This window comes from Kitasatospora sp. NPDC001547 (assembly GCF_042894165.1).
In the GTDB taxonomy this organism is placed as follows: Bacteria; Actinomycetota; Actinomycetes; order Streptomycetales; family Streptomycetaceae; genus Kitasatospora.
Genome location: NZ_JBIAVL010000001.1, coordinates 423,525 through 438,118, shown reverse-complemented (window position 1 = coordinate 438,118; position 14,594 = coordinate 423,525). Strand labels below are relative to the sequence as shown.

The window sequence follows — 14,594 nt, the reverse complement described above, 5'->3', positions numbered from 1 at the left end:
CGCGTCAGCTCCGCACGAACTTGTAGCCGAAGCCCCGGATGGTTTCGATGCGCTCGGCGCCGATCTTCTTGCGCAACCGCACCACGCACAGGTCGACGACCCGGGTGTCGCCCTCCCAGCCGTAGTCCCACACGTCGCGCAGCAGACGGCGGCGGTCCAGGACCGTGCCGGGGTTCTCCGCGAAGACCAGCAACAGGCGTAGCTCGGTGGGCGTGAGGGGGACGGTCCGGCTGTCCAGGCACACGTCCAGACCACGCAGGTCGATGGTGAGGCCGCCGAAGGAGAGCAGGTCCGGCTCTTGTCCGGCGGAGTGCGAGGGCCGGCTGTGGGATTCGCCGGGCGCGGTTCGTTCCTCCGGCGCGAGCCGCGCGGCCGGTTGCTCGTGGAAGGCGGCGCGGCGTAGCAGGGAGCGGATGCGGGCGACGAGGACGGGGATGTCGACGGGTTTGATCACGTAGTCGTCGGCGCCGGCCTCGAGGCCGGCCACGACGTCGAGGGCGTCGCCCCGGGCGGACATCATCAGGATGGGGGTGAGGGTGTGTTCGCGGACGCGCCGGCACAGGCTGATGCCGTCGAGGCCGGGCAGCATCACGTCCAGGATCAGGACGTCATGGGCGCCGGTCCGGATGGCGTCCAGGCCGTCGAGCCCGTCCCCGGTGACGTCGACCTGGTAGCCGTAGCGTTCGAGGGCCAGTTGGACGGAGCGGCGGATGACCGCGTCGTCCTCGACGAGCAGCACGTTGACCGTGTCGGGTACTCGGGTGGCGGACAAGAGCTCTCCGATGTCGTCGCCTGGGGGGTGGGGTACTCATTCCAGCACGTCGGCGGCCGGTCGCGGCTTCCGGGGGCGTGGTGTGCGGGTCACCGCGTTGGGTGGGTGCGGACGTGCGGGGCGGTCACAGTCGCAGGGACGCCGCGACCGGGAGGTGGTCGCTGCCGGTGTCGGGCAGGGTCCACGCGGAGCGCGCGGTGATGCCCTTCAGCAGGATCTGGTCGATGCGCACCACCGGGAACGACGCGGGCCAGGTGAAGCCGAAGCCGTCGCCGGCTTCCTGCTGGGCCGAGCGCAGCGGCCCGGTGAGCGTCCGCAGTGCGGAGTCGTCGAAGGAGCCGTTGAGGTCACCCACGACGACGATCCTCGCGAGCGGCTCGCTTCGGACAGCGGCAGCGAGCTTGGCGGCCGCGTCGTTGCGGTCGATGGTGGTGAATCCCGCATCCAGGCGTACCCGCACCGAGGCCAGGTGTGCTGTGTAGAGGGCGATGGGGCCCTTGGGTGTTTGGACGGTGGCTCGGATGGCCCGGGTCCAGGGCATGATCTCCACCGGCTCCACCGACTGCAACGGGTACTTGCTCCACAACCCGATGCCGCCGCGTACCTGGGAGTAGGGGTAGCTGGCGGCCAGCTCGCGCCGGAAGGTCTCCTGAGCGCGGCTCGCCAGTTCCTCCACCGCCACGACGTCGGCTCCCGAGCCGGCCAGGGCGCGCGCCGTCCGGGCGGGGTCGGGGTTGTCCTCGTTGACGTTGTGGCTGACGATCGTGAAGTCGCCGCCGTCCGCGCGCTTGTCGAGTACGGCCGGGGCGAACAGGACGCTCCAGACGAGGGCGGGCAGCAGTACGGCCGCCGCGGCCAGGGCGGAGCGCCGCAGTGCCGCCAGGAGGAACAGCACGACGATGCCCAGGACCGACCAGGGCAGGACGGTCTGCCAGAGGCTGGCGAGGTTGACCGAGCCGTTCGGCAGCCAGGGGTTCAGCGTCATCAGGGCGGCGAGCACAGCGGCGGACCCCGCGATCAGCCGCCCGCGCCGCCCGGCGTCCCGGAGGGTTGGACGACGGGGAAGACGGTGGCGAACCGTCCGGCGGTGCGGGCCGTCGCCGTCGCCCGACTCGTGGGCCTGTGCTGCGACGACCGTTGCCGGGGCCGTGCCGGTGCGCCCGCTCACGCCCACTCCCGCTGGCCGCCGTCGAGCGCCGGGAGGACACCGGGCAGTTTCTGCCGCAGGGCGGCCACGAGCCGGCCGCTGCTCTCCAGAGCCGCCCGCATGCCGTCCGCGGGAGCGGCGCCGGCCCGCTGACCGAGCACGACACCGTAGACGAGCCGGCGCCCCGAGCCGCTCTCGGCGTCGGCGACTTCCAGGGCCCACATCAGGTTTCCGCCCGCCGAGGTGGTCGAACCGGTCTTCAGACCCACTACCCCGGGCAGGTCGAGCAGCCTGTTGGTGTTGCGTAGTGGCACGGCCCGGCCCGGCAGCGTGGTGTCGCGCAGGGCCACGGTCGCCCGCAGCGCCGGCTCCTTCATCGCCTCGCGGGCCAGCTTGAGCTGGTCTGCGGCGGTGGACACGGTCGTGGCCTCCAAGCCGCTGGCCCCGGTGTAGGTGGTGCCGGTCATCCCCAGCCGGGCGGCCTCCGCGTTCATTCGGGACACGAACGCCTCCTCGCTGCCCGCGTCCCACCGGGCGAGCAGCCGGGCCACGTTGTTGGCGGAGGGCAGCAGCATCACCTCCAGCAGTTTGCGCTGGGTCAGGCGCTGCCCGGCCGTGACGGGAGCGGTCGACTCGTCCGCCGAACCCGCCTCGGCGGCGGCCTGCGAGTCGACGGTGATCGTCGGCCCGTCCTCGCCGTCCTTGAGCGGATGGTCCCGCAGAACCACGTACGCCGTCATCACCTTGGTCACGCTCGCGATCGGCACCGGCTGCCGGCCGCCTTGGACGCCGAGCACCCCGACCTTCGCCGCCGCGACGGCCGACTGCCCCTCCTGCGGCCAGGGGAGACCCAGCGCCGCGATCGCCTCCGGAACCGGCAGCACCAGCGCCCCGCCGGCCCGGATGCCGCTGCCCACGGCCGCGTCGCCGCCCTGCCGGGCAGCCAGCGCGCCACCACCGGCCCCGGCCCCGGCGAGCAGGACAACGGCCAGGGCCCACAGCGTCCCCCTACGGACCGGAGCAAGCCGACCGGGGGAGTAACGCCGCTCCCGGTTCCGGTCTCGGTCTCGGTCTCGGGCTCGGTCTCGGTTTCGGTCTTCGGATGGTGTGGGAACTGACACGACAGCGGCCTCCCGGAGTCAGAGGGACAACGTCCCGGGGCGGTGGCCACCGGGCGGACCCACAGACTCCACGCCCGGCCCTTCGGCCCGGTCGTAGCTCGGCTTCCGCCATCACGCAGTCGTGTATCAACCGTGTACCGGCCCACCGGCGCCCCAGACCGGACCACAGCCCTGCAAAGCCGGAAAGCCTGACCCGCCGGACCGGACCGGGATGGACAGGCTGCCCTCAGGCGGTGCCCCGCCGGACCGATCACCTGGCAGGGCGCCTACGCCGCCGCCCGCCGACCTCGACCGACTCCAGTAGCGCTGCGGGTCGAACGGATGACGGCCGCCGCAGCCTTGAAGCGTCAGCGGCCCAGGCTTGCGAGAACCGCCTTCGCCGCGTTCTCGCCCGAGGTGGCCGCGTCGGCGAGCGAGGGCATGTCGAGCTGGTAGTCGCCGGCCAGGTGGATCGGTCCCCATGGGTTGCGCAGCGTTGGCAGCGACTCGCGGCCGCGTGGCGCCCAGAACGGCACCACGCGGCGGTGGCGTCGCACGATGCCGTCCCCGAGCTTCCCGTCGAGCCGGGGGTAGACCGAGAGGAGGTCCCTGGAGAACCGGGCGACGATCTCGTCGTCGGAGAGTTCGAACAGGGCGTCGGCCGAAGCGCCACCGGCGAAGCACGCCAGCGCACCGCCCGGCCTGCGCGGACCCTTCTTTCGCAGGGCGGCGGCGTGGTTGAACACCGCCTGGAAGGAGAGCTGCGGCGTGGACACGGCGAGGAGCCCGTCCCAGGGCTGGGGGCCCTCTTCATCGGTGAAGAAGCCGACGACCACGTACCGGCCGTAGCGGATGTCGTCGAACGCCTCGCGGTGCGCCCGCGGAAGCTCGGGGAGGATTCGCGTGGCGACGTCGCTGGGAACCGAGACGATGGCGCGTGCGGCGCGGAGCCGTGCCGGACGGCCCGCGACGTCGTAGTCCACGACGACGCCGTCGCCGCTCCTCCGTACGGACCGCACGGTCGAGCCGAGCCGGAGACGGTCGCCGAGGTCCGCGGCGAGGATGTCGGTCAAGGTCTGGTTTCCGCCGACCGGCAGAGCGAAGTTCGGCACCTTCGCCGGGTCCGTCAGAGCGACTCCGATCGACGCCACGAGCTGGGTCGCCGCCGTCTCCTCCGGCTCGCACCCCATCCACTGCGCGGACCAGGCCCGGACCATGGCCCGGGCCACCTCGGAGCGGACGCCGCGCAGGAGGTGCGACGCGGGGCGCCTGTCGAGCCTGGCCCGCACCTTCTTCGCCAGGCGGCTCTCCGACTCCAGGAACGGGACCGCGGCGAGGATCCGGGCACCGACCAACGCCATACCGACCCGGTCCATGACGGTCATGCGGGTGCGGAACATGAGGCCGAGCACGTCGGAGGTGTCGACCGATGTGCCGTTGAGGACGAGCTCCACACTCGTGCCGGCCAGCGACCCCATCTCGATGCCGTGCCGGTCGAGGGCGTCGATCAACGGCCCCGTCCCCTCGGTGAACTGGGTGCCGACGTTGATCCAGTAGTCGCCCTTCCGGACCGTCTCGACCCGTCCGCCCGGACGGTCCTCCGACTCGAGGACCCTGACGTCGGTCTTGTCGGCGAGGGTGGTGGCCGCCATGAGGCCCGCCATTCCCGCGCCGATCACGACGACGTCGCAGGTCTCCTCGTCCATGTGTTGCACGGTGTTCATGACGCGCGACTCCTCTTGCTGTTCTCGGCCGGCGGTAACTGGAAGACGAATCGAGGGATGCCCGGCCGGCACCGGGCTGTTACTCACCCCACCGACTCCGCCCCGAAAACTCGGCAACCACCGAGCCGTGGGGGAACCTCACGGCGGCGGGGAGCCCGCGGCCGGTCGGGCGTCGGCCGACCGGGGACTCCCCGCCGCGCAACGATCAGGAAGCCACCGCCGTCAGTCGCCGCCGCTGCCGACCACGGCGACAACCCGTATCTCCACCACCAGCTCGGGGAGCGCGAGTTGGCTCACGCCGACCGCGGTCCACGACGGATACAGCTCGGGCAGGTACTCGTCCTTCACCCGGCTGAACACCTCCATGTCCCCGCGGAGGTCGGTGTGGAAGGTCGACAGCTCGACGATGTCGGCCAAGCTCGCTCCGGCGCCCCGGAGGGCGGATTTCACGCCTTCGAACGCGAGCCGGGTCTGGGCCTCCACTCCGTCGGCGGGTGTCAGGGTGGCGGTGTCGATCCCGACCTGTCCCGACACCCAGACCAGGTCGCCGACGCGGGTCGCCTGCGAGAAGTGCAGCGCCTCGTACATCGCCTGAGTGGGGGGCGGGTTGATCAGCTGACGCTTCATGTCGTGCGTACTCATGGCGGGGTCCGTTTCAGATCAGCTTGCGGAAGAGGGGCGAGCGGAACGGGTCCCCCGGATTGAGCTTCGCCATCTCCTCGACGAAGAGGACGCCGTTGCGGGCGAAGGGGTGCCCCTCCACGTCCGGCAGGGCACGGAACACCGCGTCGTCGCCGAAGAAGCGGAGGACCAGCGTGTAACGGTCCGGGCAGCCGGCGTCGACGGCGGGGCCACTGTGCAGCGAGCGGGGGTGGATCACCACGACGTCGCCGGGCTCGGTCGCCCACGAGGCCACGTCGTAGGCGTCGGGGTCGAGCGCGCGCTCGGCCTCCACGTCCGGCAGGCGGGGCAGGGAACCGTCGCCGAAGAGGGGCTCGGTCGGGTCGTCGGGGTTCGCGAAGGTGGTGCCGTCGTACTGGGCACCGTGGTGGGAGCCGCGCACGACCTCCAGCGAGTACTGCTTGGAGAGCGGCTGGAACGTGATCCACGCGTTTCCCCAGTGCTCGCCGGCCCACGGCAGGTAGGCGGTGTCCTGGTGCCAGGCACTGCGGCCGCCCTTTCCTCCGGCCTTGAGGAACACCTCCTCGGCGAAGTACCAGACGTTCTCCGAGCCCCACAGCTCGGCGAACAGGCGGCCGAAGGGCAGCGAGGACACCAGATCGTCCAGCCGGTCCTTGGCGAGCGGGTTGGCGTTGTCGACGAGCGACTGCTGCTCGGTCCCGTCGAGGAGCTGAGTCGCGAGCGGCGACGGGTTGGCCACGGCCCAGTCGAACGCCTCGCGGCACCTGGCCAGTTGACCGTCGTCGAGACAGCCCTTGATCAGGGCGGCTCCGTCGTTCCGGAACGCTTCCCGCACTGACTCGTCCATGTGTGGTCCTTTCTCGTAACGGGAGTCGTGCGAACGGTGGGGGCTCCGGGGGAGGATCCGAGGCCCCGGAGGATCGCCGGTCACACGACTCCCCTGATGAGGTCGGCCGCCTTCTCGGCGGCCATGATCGTGGGGGCGTTGGTGTTGCCGCGCGGTACCGTCGGGAAGACGGAGGCGTCGACGACCCGCAGGGCTGCCACGCCGTACACGCGCAGTTCGGGGTCGACGACCGAACCGATGGCGCAGGTCGAGGTCGGGTGGAACAGCGTCTGGCCGATCCGCTGCGCCCAGTCGAGGATGTCGGCGTCGGAGGAACCGGGGGCCGGCGCCTCGAAGGGTCCCGTGACGGCGTCGGTCACCGCCTGCTGCTCGGCGATGTCCAGGGCGATCCGGACCCCGGCGACGATGCAGTCCCGGTCCTGCGGCGTCACCAGGTAGTTGTGAACGATCCGGGGCGCGGCGTCCGGGCGGGGCGAGCGCAGGGTCACCGCGCCGCGGCTGGTCGGGGCGAGCACACACGGGCCGAAGGCGAAGCCGTGCTCGGGGGCCGCGCCGAGCCCCTCCTGGTGGAAGAGCACGGGCGCGGCGTGGAACTGCACGTCGGGGGCCTCCAGTTCGGGACGGCTGCGGAAGAATCCGCCGGCCTCGCCGATGTTGGACGTCAGCGGGCCGCGCCCCTCGCTCTGCAGCAGCGCGGCGTTCGAGGCGGTGGCCGCGCTGATCAGCGACTCGGCGTCGGTGCGGAAGTTCAGCATCGCCATGTAGTGGTCCTGCAGGCCCCGGCCGACCGGGAGGTCCCGCACGACGTCGATGCCGAAGGCGGCCAGGTCGTCGGCGGGGCCGATTCCGGACAGCATCAGCAGCTTCGGGGATTCGTAGGCGCCGGCCGACAGGATCACCTCGCGCTCGGCGCGAACCACCTCGACGGCACCGCCGCGGTCCACCTCCACGCCCGCCGCCCGGCCGTTCTCGATGACCACGCGTCGGGCGAGGACCGAAGGCAGCACGGTGAGGTTCGGACGGTCGAGGGCCGGGTGCAGGTAGGCGACAGCCGCGCTGCAGCGCAGGCCGCCCCGCTGCGTCAGCTGGTAGCGCCCGACGCCGAACTGGTCCTCGCCGTTGAAGTCGTCGTTCGCCTTGTACCCGGCCTGCTGGGCGGCCTGCACGAAGAGCGAGGAGAGCGGATGCCCCGACCTTCCGTCGCTGACCGTCAACGGCCCGCCCGCACCGTGGAAGTCGTCCTGGCCGCGCTCGTTGTCCTCGGCGCGCTTGAAGTACGGGAGCACCTCGTCGTACGACCAGCCGGTCGCCCCTGCCGCGGCCCAGCCGTCGTAGTCGGCACGGCTGCCGCGGATGTAGATCATCGCGTTGGTCGAGCTGCAGCCGCCGAACACCTTGCCCCGGGGCAGGTAGGCCCGCCGCCCGCCGAGGCCCGGTTCCGGGTCGGTGTCCAGGTCCCAGTCGAGGCCGGACTTGAACAACTGGGGGAAGGCGGCCGGGATGTGGATCTCCTGAGCCGTGTCGGGGCCGCCGGCCTCGATCAGGGCCACCCGGACCTCGGGGTCCTCCGACAGCCGCGCCGCGAGGACACAGCCCGCGGATCCGGCGCCGACGATGACGTAGTCGTACATGCTCATCCCGTCCGTTGAACGAAGAATGTGTGGGGCGAACGACGTTGCGGTGAAAGAAGGTTGGGTGCCCAGGACCGGACGGTTCCTACGCCCGGGGAGCCCGGGGAGCCCGGTGCCGCACCGGAGGCGGGGGTGCCCCAGCCGGATCCAGGGTGTGGGTGAGGAAGGCGAGCTGGTCGGCCAGCACCCGCCGCTGCCCCGGCCCGGCGTACACGTCCAGATGGTCGACGGGGTACTCGCGCAACTGCGCCCACCGACCGGCCTTGCGGGCGGTCCGGCGTGCCGCGGCGGGCGGTGCGATGCGGTCGTGCGTACCGACCTGGACAAGGATCGGACACGCCAGGCGTCCGACGAAGGTCGTGGGCCGGTTCAACCCGACCTTCAGCGCGGCGCGGGCGCACACCTCGTTGCGGAAGGCCGACCCGGCGAACGAGGCGCAGAGCTCCTCCGCGCGCGGCACGCTCATCATCGCCAGGACACCGGGCTCCCCGACGACGGGCACGCGGTGCGCGGCTCGCGCGGTGAGCGCGCGAGCCGCGTCACGCAATCCGTGACCGGCCAGCCGCAACAACCGGCCGACCCCGGCGTGGCGTACGACCTGCGCCAAGGAGGCGAGGCCGTCGGTCACGGGAGTCAGGGAGACGACCGCGGCGACACGGGCGTCCTGTGCCGCGACCACGAGGGCGTGACCGCCCGCGTACGACACCCCCCACACCGCGATCCGGTCCGGATCGACGCCCGGCAGGCGCCGCGCGGCCGCGAGGGCCGCGTGGTAGTCCTGCCGCTGGCGGCGGACCGAGACGTCCTGGCGGGGTGCGCCCCCGGAGTCCCCGAAGCCGCGGTAGTCGAAGGCGAGCACGTCGATGCCGGCGGCGGCGAAGGGCTCGGCATAGTTCAGCAGGCCGCTGTCGCGGGTGCCGCCGAAGCCGTGCGCCATGACCACACAGGGCCGCCCCGCCTGACCGGCCAGGGCGTCAGTGGTGGCCGGCACGTGCCAGGCGGCGCAGCTGACGCCGTGACTGGTGAACGTGATGTCGTGTTTCATCGCGCTCCCCTCGGTCGGGAGGCCGACGGCACCGGCCCGGCGGCGGTGAACCTCAGGGCCGGATCGTCGACGGGCCCCTCGCGCAGCCGCTTGACGTCCTTCTCGTAAGCCATCTCGACGGTCCAGGGGCCACTGGTCCCCGCGCGCGGGAACGCCCCGATGCCCCGCCGGACGTAGTTCGAGGCCAGGTCCATGTACGGCACCCGCTCCACGGACGGATCGTCCAGCACCGGTTCGACGGTGGCGTAGTCGTGGGAGTCCATGTGGTCGAGCAGTCGGCAGAAGTGTTCGCTGACCAGGTCGACCTTGAGCGTCCAGGAGAGGTTCGTGTAGCCGAGGGCGAACACGAGGTTCGGCACGCCGGAGAGCATCATCGCCTTGTACGACGTCGTCGCGGACGGATCGACGGGCCGGCCGTCGACACTCAACCTGATCTTGCCGAAGGGCGACATGACGAGCCCGGTCGCGGTCACGATGAGATCCGCGGCCAGCTCCTGGCCCGACTTCAGCAGGATGCCCGTCTTCGTGAACCGCTCGATGTGGTCGGTGACCACGGATGCCCGGCCGACGGAGAGCGCCTTGAACAGATCGCCGTCGGGCACCACGCACAGCCGCTGCTCCCACGGGTTGTAACGAGGGGTGAAGTGGGTGTCGACGTCGAAGTGCCGGGGCAACCGGCGGCGCACGTTGGCGATCAGCAGCCTGCGCATCAGTTTCGGGGCACGCAGGGACACCTTGTGGACCCCGCGCGTGAGGAGGATGTTCTTGCGCCGAACGGCCTTGTGTGCGCGCTCGTGGCCGAGGATTCGCCTGAGCGCGTTGGCGATCTTGTCCTCGGCGGGTGAGGAGAGGATGTAGCCCGGCGAGCGCTGGAGCATCGTGACGTGCCCGGCCGTGCGGGCCATCGACGGGACCAGCGTGACTGCCGTGGCACCACTGCCGATCACGATCACCTGCTTGCCCGCGTAGTCCAGGCCCTCCGGCCAGTGTTGGGGATGGACCACCTGCCCCTCGAAGTCCTCGACGCCGGTGAACTCCGGTGTGAAGCCGGCGTCGTGGTCGTACATGCCGGTGCCCAGGAAGAGGAATCGTGCGGTGAACTCGGCTGTCTCACCCGTGGGGGAATGCCGGGCGGTGACGGTCCACCGTCCTTGCTCGGACGAGAACTCCGCGCCGAGCACGCGGTATCCGAAGCGGATGGTCTCGGTCAGCCCCTGCTCGGCGACGGTCTGTTGCAGGTAGTCCAGGATGATGTGCCCGTCGGCGATCGACTTGCGGTGAGTCCACGGCTTGAAACCGAAGCCGAAGGTGGGCATGTCCGAGTCCGAACGGATGCCGGGATACCTGAACAGGTCCCAGGTGCCGCCGATGGATTCGCGTGCCTCGAGGATCGCGAACGACTTCAGGGGGTGGAGGGTTCTGAGGTGCGAGGCCGCCCCGATTCCCGAGATGCCGGCGCCGATGATCAGCACATCGACGTCCGCGGGGGGTGACGTCCTGCCGGTGGTCGTGATCTGCACGTGCGGCTCCCGCCCAGAGTGTCGAACTATGAAAGTCGACTCGACTTCGAGTTTAGAAGGGATTCAAGCACTGTCAATGCCTTCGACAGGGCGGACGGTCGAGTGGCGCTGATACGATCTCGAATCGTGTTCGAGATGGAATCGTCAGCATCGACAACCCGTCGCCCACGCGGGGCGCAGCGCCGTGGGATGGAGCGCAGACGAGCGATCCTCGATGCCGCCGAGGCGCTGCTCGGCGAGCAGGGTTACGAGGCCGCCACGCTCAAGGCGATCGGCGAACGGGCGGGCATTCCGACCGCCTCCGTCTACCACTACTTCTCCGACCGGCACGAGGTCGACATCGAGCTCATGCGGGGCCATGTGCGCGAGATGGACGCGCTCATCGGTACCGAGCTGGCCAGGCCCGGACCCCGCACGCTTCGAGACGCCGTCGAGGGCGTCATCGACCTCATGCGCGACTTCTTCCGCCGGCGCCCGAGCTGCGTCGAGCTGTGGTTCGCGATGGGCCATCGGGCCCTGGAAGAGCTCGTCCGCAGCTTCGACGAGTCGCAGGCGGACAGGTTCTGGCACTTCCTCGTCGGGAGGAAGCTGATCGCCGCCGACACCCCGCGACTCGTGGTGCGGCTCGCCTGGGCCGCCGGCTACCAGCTCTTCGAGGTGGCGTTCCGGAGCACTCCGGGCGGCGACGACGAGGTGATCGAGGAAGCCCGACGCCTCGTCGCCGCCTACCTGTCCTCCTACGCGACTGATGCCGACAGGTGACGCTCAGGTGAGCTCACGCTTGAGGATCTTTCCGGTGGCGGTCATCGGCAGGTTCTGAACGATCTCCACGATGCGCGGGTACTTGTGGCCGGCCATCTGCTCCCTGCCCCAGGCGACGAGCGCGGCGGGCGTGGCCTCGGCGCCCGGCGCGAGGATGACGAACGCCTTGATCTCCTCGCCGTGACTTTCGTGCGGCACGCCGACCACGGCGGCGAGGCTGACGGCCGGATGCGTCATGAGCACTTCCTCGACCTCGCGGGGGTAGACGTTGAAGCCGCCGCGGATGATGAGGTCCTTGGAGCGGTCGACGATGTAGTAGTGGCCGTCCTCGTCCCTGCGGGCCAGGTCCCCGGTGCGGAACCAGCCGTCCCTGATCGCCTCGGCCGTCGCTTCGGGACGGCCGTAGTAGCCCTTCATCACGTTGTGGCCCTTGACGGCGATCTCACCGACGGCACCGGCCTCCGTGACCTCGGTCCAGTCCGGGTGGATCAGCTTCAGTTCCACACCCCAGATCGGAACGCCTATCGAACCGGGACGCGGCTCGCGCTCGCTGTCGCTGAACGTGGCCACCGGGCTCGTCTCGGACAGGCCGTACCCCTCCAGAACCGTGACGTTCAGGCGTTCCTCGATCTGCTTCAGGAGCTCTACCGGCAGCGCGGCGCCGCCGGAGATGCCCACCCGGAGGTTGCGGGCGATGCGCTCCACGTCGATGCCGTCGGTCAGCGCCCCGAGAAGGCCCCACCACATCGTCGGTACACCGGCGAAGAAGGTGATCTCCTCGCGGTCCATGAGCTGGACGACCTGCCGCGCGTCGAAGCGCGGCACGAGGTGGAGCGTGGCGGCCGTGGAGAAGCCCGCGTGCATCTGCACGGTCGCGCCGAAGGTGTGGAACAGCGGCAGACAGAGCAGATGGCTGTCGGTGGCCGGCCTGCTCGTGAAGAGCCGGTTGACGGCCAGGGTGTTCATCATCGTGTTGGCGTGGGAGAGTTCGGCCCCCTTTGCCGTTCCGGTGGTGCCGGAGGTGTAGAGGATGATCGCGGTGTCGGTGGCCTCGGTCGGCACGGTCTCGAAACGGGTCCCGCGGCCGGCGGTCGCCCGGGCGAACGTCTCCGCGCCGGCGATCGGGCTCGCCGCCGCCGGATCGGCGGTGATGAGGAAGAAGTGCTCGACGCCGTCGACGGCGGTGAAGGCGGCGAAGCCCTCGGTTCCCATCGGCAGCTCCGGCGTGCCTTCGAAGCAGAAGTACGCGACGACGTCGGCATCCTCGAGGTGATAGGTGATCTCGCGGCTCTTGAGGAGCACGTTCAGCGGCACCACGACGGCGCCGGCCTTGAGGATCCCGTAGTAGACGACCGGGAACCACGGCAGGTTCGGGCAGCTGAGCGCCACCTTGTCACCGGGCCGGACGCCCCGTTCGACGAGCAGGTTCGCGACCTGGTTGGCTGCCTCGTCAACCTGACGGTAGGTGAGGCGGTTCGGCCCGAGCACGAGCGCGTCCCGCGCCGGGTGCCTGCGGGCGGAGTCCTCCAGGAGGACGGAGAGGTTCAGCATGGTGTTCTTCCGGTGCGGAGGAGACGTGGTCCGCGGCGGCCCGCTCGGTCACACGTAGATGGACTTGATTTCCAGGTGGGCGGCGAGGGCTTCCGGCCCCAGGTCGCGGCCGCTGCCGCTGGCCTTGACCCCGCCGAAGGGGGCCGCGGCGTCGGGCAGGTAGCGGTTCACGCCCACGGTGCCCGTCCGCACGCGCCGTGCGATCGACCGGCCGCGCTCCGGGTCCCCGGTCCAGATCGCTCCCCCGAGCCCGTAGGCCGAATCGTTGGCGATGCGCACCGCGTCGTCCTCGTCCTCGTAGGCGATGACCGACAGCACCGGGCCGAAGATCTCCTCCTGGGCGATGGTCGACGCGTTGTCGACATCGGCGAAGACGGTCGGCTCCACGAACCAGCCCTTCGACCGGTGTGCCGGGCGTCCGCCGCCCACGGTGATCCGGGCACCCGCCGCCTTCCCCTCGGCGATGTAGCCCTCGACCCGGTCACGGTGCTTCGCTGTGGCCATCGGGCCGATCTGCGTCGACGGGTCCAGGGCGTCTCCGACCGTCATGGATCCGGCGAGCGCGGAGATCGCGTCGACGACCTCGTCGTAGCGGGAGCGCGGAGCGAGGATGCGGCTGGTGAGGAAGCAGGTCTGCCCGTTGTTCAGCAGGCACGTGGTGAACAGGGCCTCACCGATCCTGGCCAGGTCGAGGTCGACGTCGTCGAGGAAGATCGCCGCCGACTTGCCGCCGAGTTCCAGGGTCACCGGACGCAGCAGGCGTCCGCAGACCTCGCCGATCGCCCGGCCCACGGCGGTCGATCCGGTGAAGGTCACCTTGTCGATGCCGGGGTGGCTGACCAGGTACGCCCCGACGGCGCCGCCCGCGGGCACGATGTTGACCGTCCCGGGCGGCAGGCCGGCCGCCCGGGCGGCCTCGGCGAAGAGGTAGGAGTCCAGCACGGTCTCCGGAGAGGGCTTGATGACCACGGTGCAGCCGGCCGCCAGGGCCGGTCCGACCTTCCAGGCGGTCAGCGCCTGGGGGAAGTTCCACGGGACGATCGCTGCCAGGACGCCGATCGGACGGCGCTCGATGAGCGTGTCACCGGCTCCGAGGAAGCCGGGACGGTGCTCCTCGTACGCCGTCGTGACGGCGAGGCGCGCATAGTACCGGAAGACCGCCGACGGGTAGTTGGTCTCCAGTAGTCCGGCCACGGCCAAGGGCATGCCGTTCTGACTGGACACGGCCGTGGCGATGGCCTCCTGGCGGGCGTCGAGCTCGTCGGCCAGGCGGTTCAGGGCGTCGGCGCGCTGTTGCGGGGTGTAGCCGCCCCAGCCGCCGGCACTGTCGAACGACCTCCGTGCGGCGGTGACCGCGGCATCGACGTCCGCCTGCGTGCCCTCGGGCACCCGGCCGATGGCCTCCTCGGTGCTGGGGTTGATGACGGTGATCGTGTCGGTCCCCCGGGGGGCGACGAACTCGCCGCCGATGAAGAACGTGCCGTACTCGTGCACCTCGATGTGCTCCTCTACTGCGCCGGAACTGGCCGAGAGTCAAAGTCGATTCGATGTCGAGTATGTGCCCGGGGCCGGGTCGCGTCAACGGCCTGGAACTGCCGATTTACAACCCGACTTGAGTTCGTGTCAGGCCTCTTCGAGCTGGGCGGGCTTCACCGGGCCACCGAGGGTGCCGCGCTGGTCGCCCTCGGCGCCGGCCCCTGCGTCCGCGTGTCGGAGCTGACTGCGTCACAGGGGAGAACGGGCAGCGCGTCCACCCGCTCCCGCGGCGATCGCCGGGTCGCCGCCGTGCCCGCCGGCGGTCCGAGACGCGCAAACGGCCCGCCGGTGAACCGGCGGGCCGTCGCCAACGATCG

12 protein-coding genes are annotated in these 14,594 nt (G+C 70.9%); 1 reads left to right on the top strand and 11 read right to left on the bottom strand.

Going from position 1 to position 14,594, the window contains the following annotated elements:
- Positions 1-4: 4 nt before the first annotated feature.
- From ACFY0X_RS01720 to ACFY0X_RS01680, 9 genes are all read right to left on the bottom strand, one after another.
- Positions 5-772, bottom strand: coding sequence for a response regulator transcription factor (locus ACFY0X_RS01720; protein WP_387747651.1), 768 nt, complete (start codon positions 770-772; stop codon positions 5-7).
- 124 nt (positions 773-896) lie between these two features.
- The gene (locus tag ACFY0X_RS01715; protein WP_387747649.1) at positions 897-1,757 is read right to left on the bottom strand and encodes an endonuclease/exonuclease/phosphatase family protein; all 861 of its coding nucleotides are present in this window, start codon (positions 1,755-1,757) and stop codon (positions 897-899) included.
- Between the two features lie 179 nt (positions 1,758-1,936).
- Positions 1,937-2,836, bottom strand: a complete 900-nt coding sequence (locus tag ACFY0X_RS01710) for a D-alanyl-D-alanine carboxypeptidase family protein (RefSeq protein WP_387747647.1) — start codon at positions 2,834-2,836, stop codon at positions 1,937-1,939.
- A 551-nt stretch (positions 2,837-3,387) separates the two neighbouring features.
- Positions 3,388-4,830 (bottom strand): flavin monoamine oxidase family protein, encoded by a 1,443-nt coding sequence (locus tag ACFY0X_RS01705; protein ID WP_387747645.1) that lies wholly within the window; start codon positions 4,828-4,830, stop codon positions 3,388-3,390.
- Between the two features lie 135 nt (positions 4,831-4,965).
- Positions 4,966-5,385 (bottom strand): RidA family protein, encoded by a 420-nt coding sequence (locus tag ACFY0X_RS01700; protein ID WP_387747643.1) that lies wholly within the window; start codon positions 5,383-5,385, stop codon positions 4,966-4,968.
- 13 nt (positions 5,386-5,398) lie between these two features.
- A complete protein-coding gene (locus tag ACFY0X_RS01695) occupies positions 5,399-6,232 on the bottom strand; it encodes a phytanoyl-CoA dioxygenase family protein (RefSeq protein ID WP_387747641.1) in 834 nt (277 codons plus the stop codon).
- 80 nt (positions 6,233-6,312) lie between these two features.
- Positions 6,313-7,869, bottom strand: a complete 1,557-nt coding sequence (locus tag ACFY0X_RS01690) for a GMC family oxidoreductase (RefSeq protein ID WP_387747639.1) — start codon at positions 7,867-7,869, stop codon at positions 6,313-6,315.
- Between the two features lie 79 nt (positions 7,870-7,948).
- Positions 7,949-8,908, bottom strand: a complete 960-nt coding sequence (locus tag ACFY0X_RS01685) for an alpha/beta hydrolase (RefSeq protein ID WP_387747637.1) — start codon at positions 8,906-8,908, stop codon at positions 7,949-7,951.
- Positions 8,905-10,422 (bottom strand): flavin-containing monooxygenase, encoded by a 1,518-nt coding sequence (locus ACFY0X_RS01680; protein ID WP_387748058.1) that lies wholly within the window; start codon positions 10,420-10,422, stop codon positions 8,905-8,907. Before ACFY0X_RS01680 ends, ACFY0X_RS01685 begins: the two co-directional genes overlap by 4 nt.
- A 195-nt stretch (positions 10,423-10,617) precedes the next feature.
- On the opposite strand from ACFY0X_RS01680, the gene ACFY0X_RS01675 reads away from it, so the two are divergent.
- Entirely contained in the window at positions 10,618-11,190 is a 573-nt protein-coding gene (locus ACFY0X_RS01675) for a TetR/AcrR family transcriptional regulator (protein WP_387747635.1), read from the top strand.
- Positions 11,191-11,193: 3 nt separating this feature from the next.
- Here ACFY0X_RS01675 and ACFY0X_RS01670 read toward each other — a convergent pair whose 3' ends face one another.
- On the bottom strand, positions 11,194-12,741 hold the full coding sequence (locus tag ACFY0X_RS01670) for a long-chain fatty acid--CoA ligase (protein WP_387747633.1): 1,548 nt from the start codon (positions 12,739-12,741) through the stop codon (positions 11,194-11,196).
- A gap of 48 nt (positions 12,742-12,789) precedes the next feature.
- The gene (locus ACFY0X_RS01665; RefSeq protein WP_387748056.1) at positions 12,790-14,241 is read right to left on the bottom strand and encodes an aldehyde dehydrogenase; all 1,452 of its coding nucleotides are present in this window, start codon (positions 14,239-14,241) and stop codon (positions 12,790-12,792) included.
- Positions 14,242-14,594 lie beyond the last annotated feature (353 nt).

What these genes read in the sequence shown, in the direction of transcription:
- ACFY0X_RS01715 (WP_387747649.1), bottom strand. Translation starts at nt 1,757, where the DNA reads ATGACGCTGAACCCCTGGCTGCCGAACGGCTCGGTCAACCTCGCCAGC.
- ACFY0X_RS01700 (WP_387747643.1), bottom strand. Translation starts at nt 5,385, where the DNA reads ATGAGTACGCACGACATGAAGCGTCAGCTGATCAACCCGCCCCCCACT.
- ACFY0X_RS01695 (WP_387747641.1), bottom strand. Translation starts at nt 6,232, where the DNA reads ATGGACGAGTCAGTGCGGGAAGCGTTCCGGAACGACGGAGCCGCCCTG.
- ACFY0X_RS01690 (WP_387747639.1), bottom strand. Translation starts at nt 7,869, where the DNA reads ATGAGCATGTACGACTACGTCATCGTCGGCGCCGGATCCGCGGGCTGT.
- ACFY0X_RS01685 (WP_387747637.1), bottom strand. Translation starts at nt 8,908, where the DNA reads ATGAAACACGACATCACGTTCACCAGTCACGGCGTCAGCTGCGCCGCC.
- ACFY0X_RS01675 (WP_387747635.1), top strand. Translation starts at nt 10,618, where the DNA reads ATGGAGCGCAGACGAGCGATCCTCGATGCCGCCGAGGCGCTGCTCGGC.
- ACFY0X_RS01670 (WP_387747633.1), bottom strand. Translation starts at nt 12,741, where the DNA reads ATGCTGAACCTCTCCGTCCTCCTGGAGGACTCCGCCCGCAGGCACCCG.